Here is a 17,353-nt window from a genome sequence, read left to right as displayed (position 1 = left end):
GATGAGGAATGCTAAGCATGTTAAGATTAGCACATGGAATTGAATTTAGAATAAGTCTAAATATAATAAAGGAGGATTTGAACATGACAACATTGCAAATTAAAGAAAGCCGGGTATCCGCAGGACTCAACAAGCAAATCGCCAACGGGTTTGTTCTTTATACGAAGCTGCACAACTTCCATTGGTATGTGAAAGGTGAATCCTTTTTTACTCTCCATGCCAAATTTGAAGAACTGTACAATGAGACCACTGCTCATGTGGATGAACTGGCGGAGCGCTTGTTGGCTTTGGGCGGCAAACCGGTTGCGACTCTGAAGGAATCGCTGGCACTTGCTACAATCAAGGAAGCTCGTGGTGGTGAGACTTACAAGGAAATGGTCAGTGCCCTTGTGGAGGATTACAGTAAGCTGCTGAGTGAACTAAAGGAAACGATGGATACGGCAGCCGCTGAGAATGATAAAGGAACCGAGGATCTTCTTCTTGGCATCCGCACGGGATTAGAAAAACATCTGTGGATGCTCAGTGCTTATTTGGGGTAATGGCTGAGTTGTGCAATAAAAACAGGCAGATGAGAAAGCCGCTTCTTTCTCATCTGCCTGTTTTGTGTTAATTTATGGAATATAGAGTGTGTGGTTTTTGGTGTTATGCGGTTCTGCCCGATTCAGTACCAGACCAAGCGTTTCCCTGAGTGGATTGCGTTAAGGCACCTTCCGCTTTCTTATCCCGCTTGAATTCCGCCAGGATGATGCCGGCGAAGATTAATGCACAGCCGAAGGCGGTTTGCAGCGCCATCCGCTCATCGGATAAGACGATGGCGGCTGCAGCAGCAAATACCGGCTCCATGCTGAAGATGAGCGCCGTGTGGGTTGCCGATGTGTAGCGCTGGAAGAAGGTTTGCGCCCAATAGGCGAAGGCCGTCGCAAACACCGCTCCGATCACCAGGGCGCGGATGACTGCCGGCTTAAACAGTACGGATGCCGACAAGCCTTCCTGCCAAGGCTCAGTCGCAAAGGAGCCGGCGAAACTGAGGAGCGAGACAGCGGCAAGCTGAACGAACACCAGGGAGTAGGCATCATGTTCCCGTTCCTGGGTGAAGCGGCCAGTCATCAGAATGTGCAGCGCAAAAGCAAAGGCGCCGATGAGCACAAGGGCGTCGCCATATTGAAAGGGCTCCGTCTTATCGAGAGAGACGACAGCAAACCCACATGCGGCAACCGCAACGCCCCACACCGCCATCCGCGATGGCTTGGAGCGAAAGATCACGGTAGAGAGAATGGGGACAAGGACAACGTTAAAGCCGGTAATGAAGCCTGCTTTGGCCACCGTCGTGTGCTGCAGGCCAATGGTTTGAAAGGTGAAGCCTGCAAACAGCATAATGCCCAGCAACGATCCCCGTTTAACGGTTGCCAGATCCAGCCTCTTGCCTTTGCCGGTGATGGGCCTCCATACTAGCAAAATGAGCAAAGCTGCCAGTAAAAAACGAACCGCCAAATATGATAAGGGCGGCATCGCTTCTACAGCTTGTTTTACAAAGACAAACATGATGCCCCATATGAACGTAACGAACAATAGGACAATGTCGGCCATATAGCCTTTTTTCATCATGAGACAGGTTTCTCCTAGTTGCCCGATGCAGGGACAGCCAATTGATAAAACTCCTCGAGAGTAGTGCCTTTCGCCATTACTTGCTGAGCGACATCTTTGCCGACATAACGGACATGCCAAGGTTCATAGGCGTACCCGGTGATATTTTCCTTACCGTTTGGATACCGGATGACGAAGCCGTACTCCGCGCAGTGGGCGGCGAGCCATTTTCCTTCGGGGGTGGTGCCGAAGTTTTCTTCCAACTGAAAGCCGGCGCTTTGACTGGATACGTCCATGGCGAGACCGGTTTGATGCTCGCTCGTTCCCGGCTTAGCACTGTAACGGGAAGCATGCTCTTCGCCTTGGGTTTCTACATAATGATTGTAAAGGCTCTTCTGAGTTGCATAGGAACGGTAGCCGGATACTGCGTAGAGCGTTAAACCGTCATTGGATGCGCCGGCAAACATTTCTTCGAGCGCGTCAGCCGCTGCTTTGCGCAGCTTGCGTTTTTCCACTTTTTCCTTGTAGGGAAAAGGAACATTTGGTTCGACGAGATCGTCTGGAATATAGTTGGAGGGAAGAGCGCGGTTCTTGTTGGCAATCACTTGTAAGCTCTCCGGGTTGGCAACGGCTGTTATCGATGAGTTCGAAGAGTCTGTAGGTTTGCTCGTCGCTTTACTCGTGGGTGCTGACGTTGGGGAGATCGCACTGCTTGCCGCTGTCGATTCGGGAGTTTTCGTGGGGTCAAGGGTAGGCTCTGAAGTTGACGGAACGGAAGAGACAATTGCGGTCGGCGGTGCTTCGGTTCCCTTTGAGGACGAGCTGCCGCCGCAGCCGCCGATGATTGCGGCCGTTCCCAAAACGGCGGTGATACCCGCCATGGTGTAGCATTTCTTTTTCATTGGTTTAATACCTCCTGCCCGTACATTATAGCACGAGTGTGCTGGGACGGGGCAATTTTCCGGAATATGATCCGGCGCAGAGGTGTCTGTTCTTTCTCGTCACAATTTGGCATAATGAACAAAGACAATTGTTTGTGGAAGGAGAAGTCATACTTGTTCAGAAAATGTGCAGGTCTCATCCTTTTTTTGATCCTCCTTGGGACAACCCCGTGTTTTGCCGATGGGAGTAATCTCATTAAGAACGGCAGCTTCGAAGATCTGAATGGCGATCAGCCCTCATCCTGGCTGCAGGATATGTGGAGCAGCGAAGCAACGAATTTTTCCGTCGTCCAAGAGGATGCTCACACGGGGCAGCATGCTGCCTACATCGAGAGCTACCAAGCCAACGATGCCCGCTATGTGCAGAAGGTTGCGGTCAAACCGGATACGACCTACAAACTGTCCGCCTATGTGAAGGTAATAGGGGGAGAACCCAATCAAAAGGGTGCGAACGTATCGATAATCGGCGTTAACGATACATCTGTCGACTTCAAAGATACAGCTGGAGCTTGGCAGCAGGTGGTTTTATATGGAACCACTGCCGACAATCAGGATGAGCTTGAGGTTGCTGTGCGTCTGGGCGGCTATGGCAGCACGACCACAGGCAAAGCCTATTTCGATGACGTGGCATTAGAGAAAATCGATGCCGTACCGGCAGGCGCCCAGGTTATTTCTTTCGCCACGGCGGCTCCCGAGAATCCGGACAATTTGCCCGATTACGTATCCGCTATGGGAATTGCCGGTTACGCGCTGATCTTCTATGTATTTTTTATTTATGTCTACCAAAGATGGTTCCGCCGCAATCAGGAGGGGCTGCAGCCGAACAAACGCTTGGATTTCACGCTTTTGGTGATTATGGGCGCCGCATTGTTTATCCGCTTATATATCGCCGGGACCTCTCCTGGATATGCTAACGACATCAGCAGCTTTAAAGCTTGGGCGGAAAAAGCAGCTGCGCATTTCTCGGGCTTTTATGAAGGGGGAGCCGACTGGTTTGCCGACTATCCTCCGGGATACCTTTATGTGCTGTTTATTATCGGTAAATTGGCCTCCTGGTTTCATCTGTCGTGGGCAGGGAAAGGTGCCTTGATTTTGGTCAAGCTGCCGGCGATCCTTGCCGATTTGGGGATAGCCTGGCTGTTGTATCGCCTCGGCGCCAAGCGTCTTGGCAGTTCGGCAGGTTTCGGCATGGCACTTCTCATCTTGTTCAATCCGGCGTTTATTGTGGATTCCGCCGCATGGGGGCAAGTCGATTCCTTTTTCACCCTGTTCATCCTGGCTTCATTCCTGCTCTTAACAAGCAACCGTTGGGAGTGGGCGGCCGTTCTCTTTGCTTTGGCTGTCTTGATCAAGCCGCAGGCGCTTATCTTTACCCCGGCGATTCTCTATCCGGTGTTCCAGCAGTGGAACTGGCGCCGTTTCCTCACCAGTGTCGGGTATGCGGCAGGAACCTTTTTGCTGCTAATCCTTCCTTTTTCCATCCATAAAGGGAATTTGCGCTGGATCATTGACTTATACCAATCGACGTTAAGCCAGTACAACTATACGACGTTGAATGCTTTTAACTTATACACGCTTTTGGGAATGAACTTCCAGTCGGCTGACACGAAGTTAATCTTTATGTCGGTACAGACCTGGGGCAATCTGTTCATCGTCGCAGCCGTCTTCTTGACTGCTTTGCTTTATTTCAGCAAGCGTACCGTGCACCCGGCGAAAACCATTTATACCGCGCTGCTACTTATCGTGATGGTATTCATGCTGGCGGCAAAAATGCATGAACGCTACATGTTCCCGGCTCTCGGATTGCTGCTGATTGCCTACCTTTTCTCGAAAGATAAACGCTTCCTGCACCTGTTCGCCGCATTTAGCATTACGCAATATTTGAACATGCATCATGTGCTGCATTATGTGTATCAAGGCCAGTCGGCCATTCCGAAGCTGGATAATATGCTGCTGGCGGTATCTCTCGTCAACCTGCTGCTGTTCATCTGGCTCGTCAAGATCGGCTATGACTTATGGGTAAGAGATCGTACGATCCCGTTGGAACCTGCAAAAACCGTGACGGCTCTTCCAACTGATCCATCTGCTGTCCCTGGCTTGCTCCACCCGGTAGGAGGAGCGGACATGAGCCGCTTCACCCGAAAGGATTGGCTGTGGATGGGCGGGCTCACCCTGGCCTATGCCATTGTCGCTCTGGTTCATCTCGGCTCCCATCACTCGCCGGAAACGTCCTGGAAGCCGGCTTATAACGGATCGGTTGTCATCGATTTAGGCAGCGTACACTCGCTGGAACGGGTCAACTCCTTTGATGGGATCGGTGAAGGCAAGTTCCAACTGGATTTTGCCGAGACGCCCGATAACTGGGGAAATCCGGTTACCATCGAAAACACGTACACGACGGTTTTCTACTGGAATGTGCAAAATCTGAACGTTTCCGCCCGATATGTTCGCTTGACGTCGATAAGCTCGGGATTTACTCTAAATGAGTTGGCCTTTTATGAAAAAGACAGCGATACCCCGGTTCCGGTTTTATCCGTAAATGAGGACGAAACCAAGCCTCCGGTCAAAGGCACGGCCAATAACCTTTTTGATGAGCAGAAGTGGGCAGTGAAAAAACCTACTTTTATGGACAAAACCTACTTTGATGAAATCTATCACGCCCGCACGGCTTTTGAGCATATCCACCTGATGAAGCCTTACGAGAACACCCACCCGCCGCTGGGCAAGCTGTTTATTGCTCTCGGGATCAAGGTGTTTGGCATGAACCCCTTCGGCTGGCGCATCTCTGGTACTCTGGTAGGGATCTTCATGGTTCCGCTCATGTATCTGTTTGGTAAAAGGCTGTTTCACCGTTCCGAATGGGCGCTGCTCGCTAGTTTTCTCATGGCGGTCGACTTCATGCACTTTGCCCAAACGCGGATTGCGACCATCGATTCTTACGGCGTTTTCTTCATTATCATCATGTTTTACTTCATGTACCGGTATTACAGCCTGAGCTTCTATGACGTGCCGCTGCGCAAAACCCTTGTGCCGCTTTTCTTGTCGGGCTTATTCTTCGGCATCGGGGCGGCCAGCAAATGGATCGCGCTTTATGGCGGCGCTGGGTTGGCGCTCATTTTCTTCCTGTCGCTCTTTGAGCGGTACCGGCAGTGGTCCACAGCCGGACAGCTGCTGGCAATGCCTGAGACGGCGAATCAGCCGGAGCGGCGGAGCAGGTATGAGCACATCCGCAAAACATTCTTCCCAAGCACCGCTAAAACGGTAGGCTGGGCCTCGCTGTTTTTCGTTATCATTCCGACGATGATTTACAGCCTGACTTTCCTTCCGTACATGATGGTGAAGGGCGAGCCGAAAACCGTCCACCAACTAGTCCAGTATCAAAAGGATATGTGGGACTACCATAGCAAACTCAAGGCTACACACGGCTTTTCTTCCACCTGGTATGAATGGCCGTTTATGACGCGGCCGATCTGGTACTATAGCTCGCCGCCGGATTTGCCACGGAATGAAGTGTCCAGCATCTCTTCTTTCGGCAACCCGGGCATTTGGTGGGTCGGCCTCGTGGCCTTTATCGCCATGTTGTGGATTATCCGCAAAAAGCCCCATCGGGGCATGGTCGTGGCGGTCATTGCGTTCTTTTCGCAGTACGTTCCTTGGATATTGGTCACCCGGCTGACGTTTATTTATCACTATTTCGCCATGGTACCGTTCTTGATTTTTGCTATTGTCTATCTGTGTAAGTATTTAACGGAGAAAAATCCGTCGTGGCGAAAAGCGGTGTGGGGATATGCCGCCGTTTGCCTCATCCTGTTCATTATGTTCTACCCGGTGCTGTCCGGTATGGTGGTATCCAAATCCTATGTGTCCACCTTCCTGCGCTGGTTCGATTCTTGGATATTCTTCAGTTGATAGCCGGATCGGCTTTTGCCCGTCTGCCATGATCTTAAGGAGGTTCTTCCGATGCTTGAACGCATCCGTTATTCCATTGTCATTCCGATGTTCAACGAAGAAGCCGTAATTGCCGAAACCTATAAAAGGCTGCGGCTCGTGATGGACGAGCAGCCGGAAAATTACGAACTGGTTTTTGTCAATGACGGGAGCCGGGACGGCACCGCAGGCATCGTACGGGAATTGTGCAAAACGGATGAACATGTCCGGCTTGTCGATTTTTCCCGCAATTTCGGCCATCAGGTCGCCATCAGCGCCGGAATGGATTACGCTCAGGGAGATGCCATCGTGGTCATCGATGCCGACTTGCAGGATCCTCCCCAGGTCATTTTGCAGATGATCGCGAAGTGGAAAGAAGGCTACGACGTCGTATACGGTAGACGGCTGAAGCGCAAGGGTGAGACGCTGTTTAAAAAAACGACGGCCAAAATGTTCTACCGGCTGCTCAGGAGTATGACCAACGTCGATATCCCTGTAGATGCTGGGGACTTCCGGCTTATTGACCGGAAAGTTTGCGATGTTTTGAAGAACCTAAAGGAAAAGAACCGCTATGTGCGGGGGCTAGTCAGTTGGGTCGGCTTTCGCCAGACTTCGGTGGAGTATGTGCGGGAAGAGCGCTTTGCCGGCGAAACCAAGTATCCTTTGAAAAAAATGCTGCGATTTGCTTTGGACGGCATTACTTCCTTCTCTTATAAGCCGCTTAAATTGGCTACGTATATCGGGATGGGCTTGTCAGCGGTGAGCTTTGTCTATCTCGTGGTCGTCGTGATTCAGAAGTTGATGCATCAGACTCAGGCAGGGTGGGCATCCACTGTCGCCATTAATCTATTTTTCAACGGGATTATGTTAATGCTGCTGGGTGTGATCGGTGAGTATATCGGCCGGATCTACGATGAGACGAAGGACCGCCCGCTTTATATCGTTCGCGAAGCGAAAGGATTCCAGCCAGGCGTTCAGCAAGATAGCTTGGAGCAGCCGCAGCGGTTGAAAGGCTATGAAGGGCTGTGGATTCGAGTAGACGAACATCCGGATGAAGAGAAGCAGCCGGTCGTTAGCGGCGAAAGCCGGAGAACCCCTGTATGAGCCTGCGAAAAGGACTGGAGAGATACGGACAGTTTATCCGCTTCAATCTGGTCGGACTTGTCAATACAGCCGTGGATTTCGCTATTTTCACCTTGCTGATAAGCTTCCATGTACCTGATAAGCTTGCTCAAACCTGCTCTTATGCGGCAGGTACGCTAAACAGCTTTCTGCTGAACAAATACTGGACGTTCCGGCATAAAAAGACCGGAGAGCAAGAGATTCCTGCTCCCATATCCAACTACCAGACGAGCGCGCCGCGGAGCGGTTTCGCAAGACCGAGCCGCAGCAGCTGGCTGCAAGCTCTGCGCTTCGCCATTTTAAACGCGGCAAACCTTGGCTTGTCCGTTTTGCTCCTAGGTCTATTCACAAGCCGGATGGGACTGTCGTCTCTCGCTGCCAAAGCGGTAGTAACGGTATTTACGATGCTGGTCAATTTTGCCGGCAGCAAGCTGTGGGTGTTCCGCCAAACGAAGAGTACCGGAGAGGCGGGCATTCCCCAGGGTGATTGAAGCTGTTTCAGATGCATATGATGTTTACTTAGCCCTTCTGATTGCCAATCGGTAAATTGGCAGCGGAAGGGCTTATTTATTCGAGGATGACCTCAAGAAAAGGCGGACAACGATGACGAAAAACTGGAAAATGATTCTCGCGCTGGCGCTGCCTTCTCTCCTGGCCTTCGCCACCTCCACCTTGACGGGTACGATCAACCTTATCATGGTAGGAAAGATGGGCACCATTGCCATTGGGGCGGTCGGAGCCGTCAATATTATCATGTATAACGCCTGGGCTTTATGCTCCGGGCTAGGACACACCATCAACTATTTGGTGGCGCAAGGTTATGGCGCTAAGGACATGAAGAAGGCCGTGGAGCGGACGACGCTGGCTCTGTACATTTGTGTCCTTGTCGCACTTGTCACCATTTCCCTTGGCCTTTTTGCCCCTAAACTGCTTATGGGTATAATCAGTGATTCCTCAGCCGTTATTGATGCGGGAGTGCCTTACTTGCGCATTCGCTTTTTTGCCCTCGCCTTTGGTGCTACTACATTTGTTATGCAAGGCTTTCTGCGGGGAACGGGAGATACGAAAACGCCGATGTATTTTTCTCTGATCGGCAACTTGCTGATGATCTTTTTTACCTATACGCTTACCTATGGCAATCTCGGGTTTCCGGAGCTTGGGCTACCCGGCGCCGCTTGGGGAGTTCTCATCGGGGAAGCGTTCAGCTTCTTCGGCTGTGCCTACATGTATTTCGTCAAGAGGCACAAAACCTTTACGACCCGCATCCTTGTGCCTGTGAATCCGGCGGAAGCCCGATTAATCGCGGTGGAAAGCGGCAAACTGGGTATTCAGGAGTTCGCTATGAGCCTAGCGATGTTTATTTTCACCATGTTCGTCGCCCGGATCAGCGACACCGCACTGGCCGCCAACGAAGTGGCGCTCAGCGTTATGAGTTTGGGCTTCATGCCCGCCTTCGCCTTCGGAGCGACAGCGACGATTCTCGTCGGGCAGGAGGTAGGCCGGAACAACCCGGAAAAAGCCCGCCGCTACGGAACCGATACCGCCATACTGGGAACCTTTTTCCTGCTGGCTCTCGGGATCGTGGAGTTTATTTTTCCCGAACAAATCGCGCGAATCTATATCGATCAGCCTGAAGTGTATAAGCTTGCCGCAGATTTGCTGCGCATCTCCGCATTCCTTCAGCTTTTTGACGGGCTGTTCAACTTTTACGGCGGGTGCTTGCGCGGCTTAGGCGATACCGGGTTTCTGGTCAAAGCATCCTTCGGCCTCAGTTGGATTGTGTTCATCCCCCTCGCTTATTTGCTGACCTTTGTTTTGCACATGGACAGTATCGGTTCCTGGATCGGTCTGTACACTTTTATCACTTTGTACGGCATCGTGGTGTTGATCCGGTTCTACCGAACGGAATGGGGAAAGCTTGCGGTGAAGTAGGCGGAATGACTGTTTCCCGACTTAAATCTAGCAATGAGAATAAATTCACATGCAATGTAAAAATCTTCCTTGCCGTCCCCTACGGGGCTATGATTAACTGGTAATAACAGACAGTTGTCATGGGGTGGGGTTTTGGTGTCCGAAGAGGTATTTGCTCTGCTGCGTGGAGATATAAACAAGCTTGACGGCGAAACGCAGCGGCAGCTTTTTATTGCCTTTCGGCAATGTGTATATCGAGATATTTACTATTTACTGGCCGATCACGCACTGACCGAGGACGTGATTCAGGAGGCCTTTTTTAAGGCTGTACAAAACGGTCCGCAAACCCGTGAAGACTCCAATATGACGGCATGGATCCGAAAGCTCGCGCGGAATGCCTCCTACGATATGCTGCGAAAAAATAAAAAATATCGTCATATGATGAGCGTCGATTCCGTTATGCTTGATGAACAAGTTGAATATCCGGAACTGCCAGCGATGTCGGTAGAGGAAGTCGTGGAGAAGATGATCCGCGATGAGACCTTGCTCAACGCAGTGAGTGATTTGAAGCTGGATTATCGAGTCGTTCTGTTTCTCCACTATATTATGGAGCTGACCTACGCCGAAATTTCTGCTGAGCTCGGCATCACCGAACAAGTGCTAACTCAGAGGCTGGCAAGAGCAAGGAAAAAGCTGGCGAGCCATTTCCAGGAGAAATGGGGGTGAACAGGGTGATTCGGCGAGACGATTCTAGCAGCACATTTTGGGAGTCGGCGTATTCCTCCTCATTCAAGCAAGTTCACGAGCAAATTCAAATCCCGGAAGGGGATGCAGCTTGGGCCGATGTTAGCCGGAAGCTGCAACGAAAACGGGGCGGGACCCGCCTGCGGCACCGTTTATATCGTTCTGCAGCCGTCGTGCTGATGATTTCGCTTATGGCATCGATTACAGTCATTCCGACTCGCGGCACCGCCTTGGTTCATGTATCCCATTGGATCCAATACGGAAACGGCATCGTTCATGTGTTTACGGGTGTGCGCAATCCCGACCGCACGGGAGCGAAGACGGCACCTCCGCCGGACTACGATACTTTTGTCGATTCTGGCCATGGCGCGGAAGGCATTCCCCCAGCTTCTTCACCGCCTTCGATACCCGGCAAAAAAAGTGAGACTCTTTCTAGCGAACAATCGGAAAACGGTGTGGTCACCGTGAACACCGTGGAAGAGGCGGCGAAGCTGCTTCCGGAGCTGGAGGTTCCCGATTTCATTCCTGACAATTTCAAGCTGGAGTCGATCACTCTCATCAAGGGCTTCATGAATGAGGCGGTTAGTGCTCATTTGGCGTATCATGACGATGCTACGGGAGAGACTCTCTCCTATAACTTCGATAAAGCGACGCAAGATCCCAATAATGCCACCGGATCCACGTTTCAAGCGGACGATGTAAAGGAGATCAAGGTTAACGGTAATTCCGGCTATTTTTTTTCCAGCAAGGTTGGAATGTCATCGATCATCTGGTTTGTGGACGGAATAACCCTCGTAATCACGAGCATGCTGCCGGATGACGAGATGATGAGAATTGCCGGCTCTGTGAAACAGCCTTAAGAAGAATTGGCGATTAAATGAAATGATTCTTGTCCATAGGAGCCCGTAGTGCCGACAAAGGTGGGATGTGACTTGCAGGCAGTTCTTTCCGGCAAAACGGACGTGTTGCGGAAACATGAGCAATTGATTTTCAGCATCGCTTTTTACCTGCTCAAGGACACCGACCGGGCGATGCAAACCTCGGAGAATGCTCTTAAGGAATTGGCAGGCGATAGCTCATTCTTGAACGATGGAGAAGAGCTTCAGCGTGAGAAGGCCCGCTCCGTTGCGATGCGGTTTGCATTGATGAATTTTTATACGGAATGCCAATAGAATTGCACGTAGATATCCTCTGCCTAAGCAGAGGTATTTTTTTCTGTTTTTTTTGAGTAAATCCGGCAGAAATCGACATAGTTGTATTGACAATAGATCGTTTTGCGAGCCATGATAGCTTAACGCCTTAGTATTCAGCCCTATTTAGGAGATGATCCAATCCACCATGAGTAAATTTTCCTTTCAAGAGTTTTCCGGTTTTAAGCGCGGTAAAAAAAATTCCAGCCCTCCATCTGCACCCTCTGGTCACGCGTTTCTCGAAAACGTACAGAAGATGAATGTGAAAATGGAAATTACGGAACCTGATTTGATGGACCAGTTAGCCATGATTAATCTTACGGAAGAAGATTTGAAAATGGCTAAAGCGCTTCAGCCCTTGCTTGCCGAACACATGGACGAAGTGACAGATTCCTTTTACCAAAGCGTGCTTAAGGTTGGAAAATTGGAGCAGATCATCAACTCCCACAGTACAGTGGAAAGGCTGAGACAGACCTTGCACAGGCACTTAACGGAGCTGTTCAGCGGACAGATCGACGATGCCTTTATAGAAGCACGGCTGCGTATCGCCAAGGTGCACCAACGGATCGGTTTGGATTCGAAGTGGTATATGGGGGCTTTTCAAAGCCTAATCCATACATTTACAGACATTATTATGGGATATCCCGAGCTTGCCGCTAACCGTTCCGAGATCATCCGGACTCTGGGAAAGCTATTCAGCCTGGAGCAGCAGCTTGTTCTGGATGCCTATGAGAAAGAAAATATTAAAGAGAAGAACAACCAATATGAAGTTGTGAAAAACGAACTGAAAGACAGACTGGCCCATGTCAGTCAAGAGCTGGCGGCTTTGACCGAGCAAACCTCCGCCTCCGTTCAAGAGTTGGTTATGACCAGCACCAAAGTGAATGATACGTTTTTAAGCGGGCTTGAAGTCTCACGAGAAGCGGAAGCTTTGGCGGGAGCAGGAAGCAAGCAAATCAGCGAAATGGATGTGAGCATGGCTTCGATCACAGCCAGCGCATCGGTGATGGAGGATGCGGTTCAGCGGTTGGATAAATCGTCGGAACGGATCGGCTCGATCATTAAAAAGGTGCAGGACATCGCCGATCAGACGAAACTGCTGGCGCTAAACGCATCGATTGAAGCAGCGCGGGCCGGTGAGCACGGGCGCGGTTTTTCGGTTGTGGCGTCGGAGGTGCAGAAACTTTCCAGCGATACCCGGCAAACGGTGGATCAGATTAACGAGCTGATTGCGGAATCCAAAAAAGTGACCGGACAAGTAGTTCATTCCATCAGCGAGGTAAGAAACGTCGTTGGAACCGGGCGGGACGAATTTGATAAAATCCGTGCCATTTTCCAAGATATTCTCAGATCCATGCAAAAAAGCATGAAGGAAACGGAGCGGGTGGAAGAGGAATTGTCATCGCTCATCTACGGGATTGAGGAGATTGGCGTTGCAACCACCCGGGTTTCGGAAAAAGCGGAAGGCCTGAATCTGACCACTCTTGATCTATAAAAAAATATTGGACGACAAAGCTGCAACTCCGCAACCTTTTTCAGGAAGACCCCGTCAATTGTATTGCCAGACTTCACCATGGTTTGGTATACCATTTCTCGAAGGGGAGAATCATGATGGCCGTAAGAAAGAAAATACTGATCGCCGGCTTGTCCACGGCTTTCCTGTTGTCCGGCGCTGGATCAGCCTTCGCCGATACATCGGTCACGGCTAAAGCGGTACCTGTAGCGGTAGATGGGGTTGCCTCAACAACGGATGCCGTATCGAGCGACGCCGCCACTGCCAAGCTGTCGAAAGACGAAGCACTTAAGCGGGCGAAGCAGCAAGTTGATATTCCGCAAGATTTCAAGCTGAATTCATCTAATCTTTACTATGATTCGTATCGGAAATACCCGACATGGAGCTTTAATTTCTCCCTTGAAAAAGACGGCAATTATTACGGATCCGCTTATGTAACCGTCGAAGGGAACACCGGTGAATTGCTGAACTTCGATTTATATGACAACGATCCCGCCAAGAAACTGGAATATCCGCCGAAAACGGATTATGCCGCGGCTAAGCAAATTGCCCAAAAGTTGCTGGAGAAGATGGATCCTCAATACGTGAAGAGCGTCGTGTACAACGATACGGACGAGAAAAATTTCCGAATTCCGCTGCAAGGCGACGTGCGCTACAGCATTCGCTACGACCGAGTTGAAAACGGCGTCTCTTATCCCGATAACTCGATTTACTTCAATATCGATGGAAACGGGAAACTGGTCGGCTATAATCTCAACTGGTTCAAGGATCAAAAATTTGCCTCTGCCACACCGGAACTCAAACAGGATAAGGCGCTGGCTACATATTTCGAGAAAAACAAGCCTTATTTGCGCTATGCGTTGGTCACTCCCCGCGGCGGAAAACCTGAAGCCGTGCTCTCGTATAATCTCAATCTCGCTCCGATCGATGCAAACACTGGCGATTTATTGACTCAGTACTATTTGCCGGTTCCCACAGATTTGAAGACGATCACGGAAAAGCCACTGGCGCCGAAGCCTGCTCAGGGACAAAATTTAACTGCCGAACAAGCGGTTGACAAGGTGAAAGCCATTTATGCTATTCCGGCAGATGCTGTGCAGACGGATCGCAGTTACAGTGAATATTCGGGCAACATTCCGGATGAAACGGTTCCCCAGTGGAACCTGAACTGGCGAGTCGGCAAGGATGGCGATCCGAATACCGTTTTCTATAATGCCACCGTCAATGCCAGCACGGGAGTCGTCACTAACATCAATCATTATTTGAATGGTTCGGTAACGGATAGCAAACTAACGAACTCTCCGCTAAAGAAGGATCAGCTGCAGGACAAAGCGGTCGAGTTCTTGAAAAAAGTCGTACCTCATATGACAAATGAACTGATCGTATCGATGCAAAGCGAAAAAAGCTTCGATACCCGTAAGTTTACTTCTAATGACCATTATGTTAACTTCGATGTACGCCGGGTAGTGAATGGGGTAATCGTCGATTGGGATAATGCCACCGTGTCGATGGATGTGTTTACAGGAGAAATATCCAGCTATTGGAGCAGTTTCAGCAGCTTTGAGCTGCCGACCTCTTTGCCGAAAACCATCGGCGTTGACAAAGCTTTCGAACTGCTGATGAAAGACACGGCTCTTGAACTGCAATATTCGACCTATTCATCCGTATCCGCCTACGATGAAAAGATGGCGATTATGATCGCAGCAGGCAAAACAACTACGGAAGATCAAACGGCAAAGCTTGTTTACACGCCCGTTAGGGGATATAACGATGAAGGTGGAGTTTTGGACGCTGCAACCGGACAATGGCGTAAGTCCGATACCGGCGAAGTCTTCACTCCGGGTAAAGTCACTGCAACGGATATTCAAGGCCACTGGGCGGCGATTCCGCTGCAGCTCATGTTGGATTACAAAGCGCTCGACGTGACCGATGGAAAGGTATATCCGGATAAAGCGATCACCAAAGGCGAAATGATCAAAATGCTAGTCATGGCGATGAACGGCGGCGGCTATACTCCGTATTACGACGCGTCGAAACACGCCAATTCCTTCTCTGATGTAACGGGCTCCAGCGCCTTGTTCGGCTACGTGGAGTACGCGGTGGACAACGGCATCATCGAAAAAACCGGCGGCACATTCAATGCCGACGCCAAGCTGACCCGCGAGGATTTGGCCGAATTGATCGTTCGCGCTCTTGGCTATAACAAACTATCCCAGAAGGACGGTCTGTTTAACCTGAACGTGAAGGACGCCGCCCAAATCACGAAGAAAGGCCAAGTGGCTATCGTTCTGTCACTCGGAATCATGACCGCATCAGACGGCAGCTTCCATGCCAAGGACGAAGTAACTCGAGGAATGGCGGCTATGTCCTTCTACAAATATTTGCAGGCCCGGCTGGCGCTGCAGGATGTCCCGCTGAATTATTACGGCAGAATGTAATTCATGTTCCTTAGCATAATGGTTTGATAAAATTCGCCCCGGCAGTCAACTGCCGGGGTTTTTCGTGCCGTTTTCCTTGGGACGGAATCATTCCATACTTGGCAGGTTCCCATTTTGCATGGTACATTGAGGGATATTGTAACCGCTTAATTAGTGGTCAAGCTGAGGAAAATCTAGCAAGGTGGTTAGGTACGATGAAGAGAAGGAAACGCTCCCGGATGTACATGCCTTTTTCCTATAAAATGATGGTGCCGTATCTCATTCTCGTTCTGCTTACGGACATTCTCGTCGGTTATATCTCGTATACGATGCTTATTCAGTCCCGAACGGAGCTGGCGCAGACCAGCATCCAGACGGGGATGGAGCAGACCCGCAATACGATCCAGTACCAGATCGACGAAATTCAGCGGATGTCCGACACCTTGTTCGGCAGCGTCCCCTTCCAGCGGGCGATTCAAACCAATGGTGAGCGGCTCGACATTTATTTAGCCATGCTGGATGAAATCGTACCCCAGATCCAAGCTCCGCTCAAGTTGTTTGGCAACCATGTCCGCATGATTTTGTACGCAATGAACACCAACTTGACCTATGTGCCAGGAGACGATTTAAGCCAACCCATCCAGCGGAGCGACTACTACATCCTTCCCTATGAAAATATCGAAAACAGCAGCTGGTACGAGACGTTTCAAAAGATGAAGCTGGACAATTCCTGGGTGCAGATTGAAACAGACAAGGAGCTGGACAACATCTCCCACGTCCGCAAGCTGGTTTCCTACAGCGATTACAAGACCACGATCGGCTATATCCGCATCATGATCAGGTTGGACGATCTGCTGGGTAATTTCAACGCGTTTCCCATCGAGCAGGGTGTGGTTCTTCAGTTGCAGAACAAGACAACAGGGGCGAGTCTCTATCAGCGGGGGCAAATGCTTCCGGACCATCATCAAGATGCGTATCTGAAGCTGCATGAGGACATTCCCGGCACGGTTTTCGCTATCGATACCTTTGTCCCTTACTCCTATTTGAAAAAAGATGCCAACCGGCTGCAGATGGTCATCATCGCCGTCTGCTCCATAAGCTTCGCGGTTATGGCATTTATCGGCTATATTGTGGCCCGCCTGTCGGGGCGGAAGATGGCGCGGATCGTCATGCTGGTGCGCTCTTTTGAGGAGGGCAACCTGCAGCGGCGCATTCGATTTACGGGTAACGACGAGTTCGTGCGTATCGCAGATGCCTTTAACGCCATGGCGGAGAATATCCAGGACTTGATCAAGAGTGTTTATATCGAAGGATTGCAAAAAAAACAGGCGGAGCTGGAGGCACTCCAGGCTCAGGTAAATCCGCATTTCTTGTACAATACACTATCGACCATCGGCAGCCTGGCGAATTTGGGCGAGACCGAAAAAGTGACGGATATGGTCAAAGGGCTTTCCCGCTTCTACCGGCTGTCTCTCAATCAGGGCAAGGTGTATATTTCTCTTGAAAAAGAGCTGGAGCAAGTCGGCACGTACCTGGACATTCAACGGGTCAAGTACGCGGACGGATTTACGGTCTCGGTTTCCGTAGAGCCCGAGATTTTGCAGGTGGAAGTGATCAAGCTGATTCTCCAGCCCTTCGTGGAAAACATCTTCAAGCATGCTTGGTTCGGCGACACGATCGCCATCACGATTAACGGCCGGCGTGTTGGAGAGGCCATCGAGCTTATGATCATCGACAACGGGATCGGTATGCGGCCGGAAACGATGAAGGGGCTTTTGTCCGGCCCGAGCCAAGCGGGAGGGTATGGATTGAAAAACGTCGATGAGCGGATCAAGCTTCGCTATGGGCCTGAGTTCGGCATTGAAATCGCAAGTATCTACGGGGCGGGCACAGCCGTGCGCATTCGGCTTCCTTTTTCTCTGCCGCAAGAAGTGCGAGATGAAGAGACGGCATTAAAAATCGTTGAATAAGTTTATATTTTCATTGTCCGCCGCCATATTGCCG

14 protein-coding genes are annotated in these 17,353 nt (G+C 50.5%); 12 read left to right on the top strand and 2 right to left on the bottom strand.

All coding sequences use genetic code 11. The features are described 5' to 3' along the window. Positions 1 to 83 precede the first annotated feature (83 nt). Positions 84 to 539, top strand: coding sequence for a Dps family protein (locus tag TJ79_RS10615; protein WP_040950274.1), 456 nt, complete (start codon positions 84 to 86; stop codon positions 537 to 539). A 103-nt stretch (positions 540 to 642) separates the two neighbouring features. Here the strand turns inward: TJ79_RS10615 and TJ79_RS10610 are convergent, their stop codons facing one another. Next, positions 643 to 1,605, bottom strand: a complete 963-nt coding sequence (locus tag TJ79_RS10610) for a DMT family transporter (protein ID WP_052339478.1) — start codon at positions 1,603 to 1,605, stop codon at positions 643 to 645. Between the two features lie 14 nt (positions 1,606 to 1,619). Beyond that, positions 1,620 to 2,189 (bottom strand): M15 family metallopeptidase, encoded by a 570-nt coding sequence (locus tag TJ79_RS10605; RefSeq protein WP_052339477.1) that lies wholly within the window; start codon positions 2,187 to 2,189, stop codon positions 1,620 to 1,622. A 16-nt stretch (positions 2,190 to 2,205) separates the two neighbouring features. Here TJ79_RS10605 and TJ79_RS28675 point away from each other — a divergent pair, with 16 nt between their 5' ends. From TJ79_RS28675 to TJ79_RS10550, 11 genes are all read left to right on the top strand, one after another. Next, positions 2,206 to 2,472: a hypothetical protein gene (locus TJ79_RS28675; RefSeq protein ID WP_420319384.1), complete on the top strand. Its 267-nt coding sequence runs from the start codon at positions 2,206 to 2,208 to the stop codon at positions 2,470 to 2,472. Between the two features lie 167 nt (positions 2,473 to 2,639). Next, a complete protein-coding gene (locus TJ79_RS25905) occupies positions 2,640 to 6,434 on the top strand; it encodes a glycosyltransferase family 39 protein (RefSeq protein ID WP_052339475.1) in 3,795 nt (1,264 codons plus the stop codon). A gap of 51 nt (positions 6,435 to 6,485) precedes the next feature. After that, positions 6,486 to 7,556 carry a glycosyltransferase family 2 protein gene (locus TJ79_RS10590; RefSeq protein ID WP_081756834.1) on the top strand — a complete coding sequence of 357 codons (1,071 nt, stop codon included), beginning with the start codon at positions 6,486 to 6,488 and terminating at the stop codon, positions 7,554 to 7,556. Further along, the gene (locus TJ79_RS10585; protein ID WP_052339474.1) at positions 7,553 to 8,065 is read left to right on the top strand and encodes a GtrA family protein; all 513 of its coding nucleotides are present in this window, start codon (positions 7,553 to 7,555) and stop codon (positions 8,063 to 8,065) included. Before TJ79_RS10590 ends, TJ79_RS10585 begins: the two co-directional genes overlap by 4 nt. Before the next feature lie 112 nt (positions 8,066 to 8,177). Next, positions 8,178 to 9,506: an MATE family efflux transporter gene (locus tag TJ79_RS10580; protein WP_040950271.1), complete on the top strand. Its 1,329-nt coding sequence runs from the start codon at positions 8,178 to 8,180 to the stop codon at positions 9,504 to 9,506. 135 nt (positions 9,507 to 9,641) lie between these two features. Next, positions 9,642 to 10,211, top strand: a complete 570-nt coding sequence (locus tag TJ79_RS10575) for an RNA polymerase sigma factor (protein ID WP_052339473.1) — start codon at positions 9,642 to 9,644, stop codon at positions 10,209 to 10,211. Next, a complete protein-coding gene (locus TJ79_RS10570) occupies positions 10,208 to 11,089 on the top strand; it encodes a DUF4367 domain-containing protein (RefSeq protein ID WP_040950270.1) in 882 nt (293 codons plus the stop codon). Before TJ79_RS10575 ends, TJ79_RS10570 begins: the two co-directional genes overlap by 4 nt. Positions 11,090 to 11,161: 72 nt before the next feature. Beyond that, positions 11,162 to 11,401 carry a hypothetical protein gene (locus TJ79_RS10565; protein WP_040950269.1) on the top strand — a complete coding sequence of 80 codons (240 nt, stop codon included), beginning with the start codon at positions 11,162 to 11,164 and terminating at the stop codon, positions 11,399 to 11,401. 286 nt (positions 11,402 to 11,687) lie between these two features. Then, the gene (locus TJ79_RS10560; protein ID WP_162162940.1) at positions 11,688 to 12,914 is read left to right on the top strand and encodes a globin-coupled sensor protein; all 1,227 of its coding nucleotides are present in this window, start codon (positions 11,688 to 11,690) and stop codon (positions 12,912 to 12,914) included. Positions 12,915 to 13,030: 116 nt separating this feature from the next. Next, positions 13,031 to 15,370, top strand: coding sequence for a YcdB/YcdC domain-containing protein (locus TJ79_RS10555; RefSeq protein ID WP_040950267.1), 2,340 nt, complete (start codon positions 13,031 to 13,033; stop codon positions 15,368 to 15,370). Between the two features lie 194 nt (positions 15,371 to 15,564). Further along, positions 15,565 to 17,319, top strand: a complete 1,755-nt coding sequence (locus TJ79_RS10550; RefSeq protein ID WP_052339472.1) for a sensor histidine kinase — start codon at positions 15,565 to 15,567, stop codon at positions 17,317 to 17,319. Positions 17,320 to 17,353 lie beyond the last annotated feature (34 nt).

The organism is Gorillibacterium massiliense, assembly GCF_000455485.1.
Lineage (GTDB): Bacteria > Bacillota > Bacilli > Paenibacillales > NBRC-103111 > Gorillibacterium > Gorillibacterium massiliense.
This window is presented reverse-complemented; position numbering and strand designations above follow the sequence as displayed.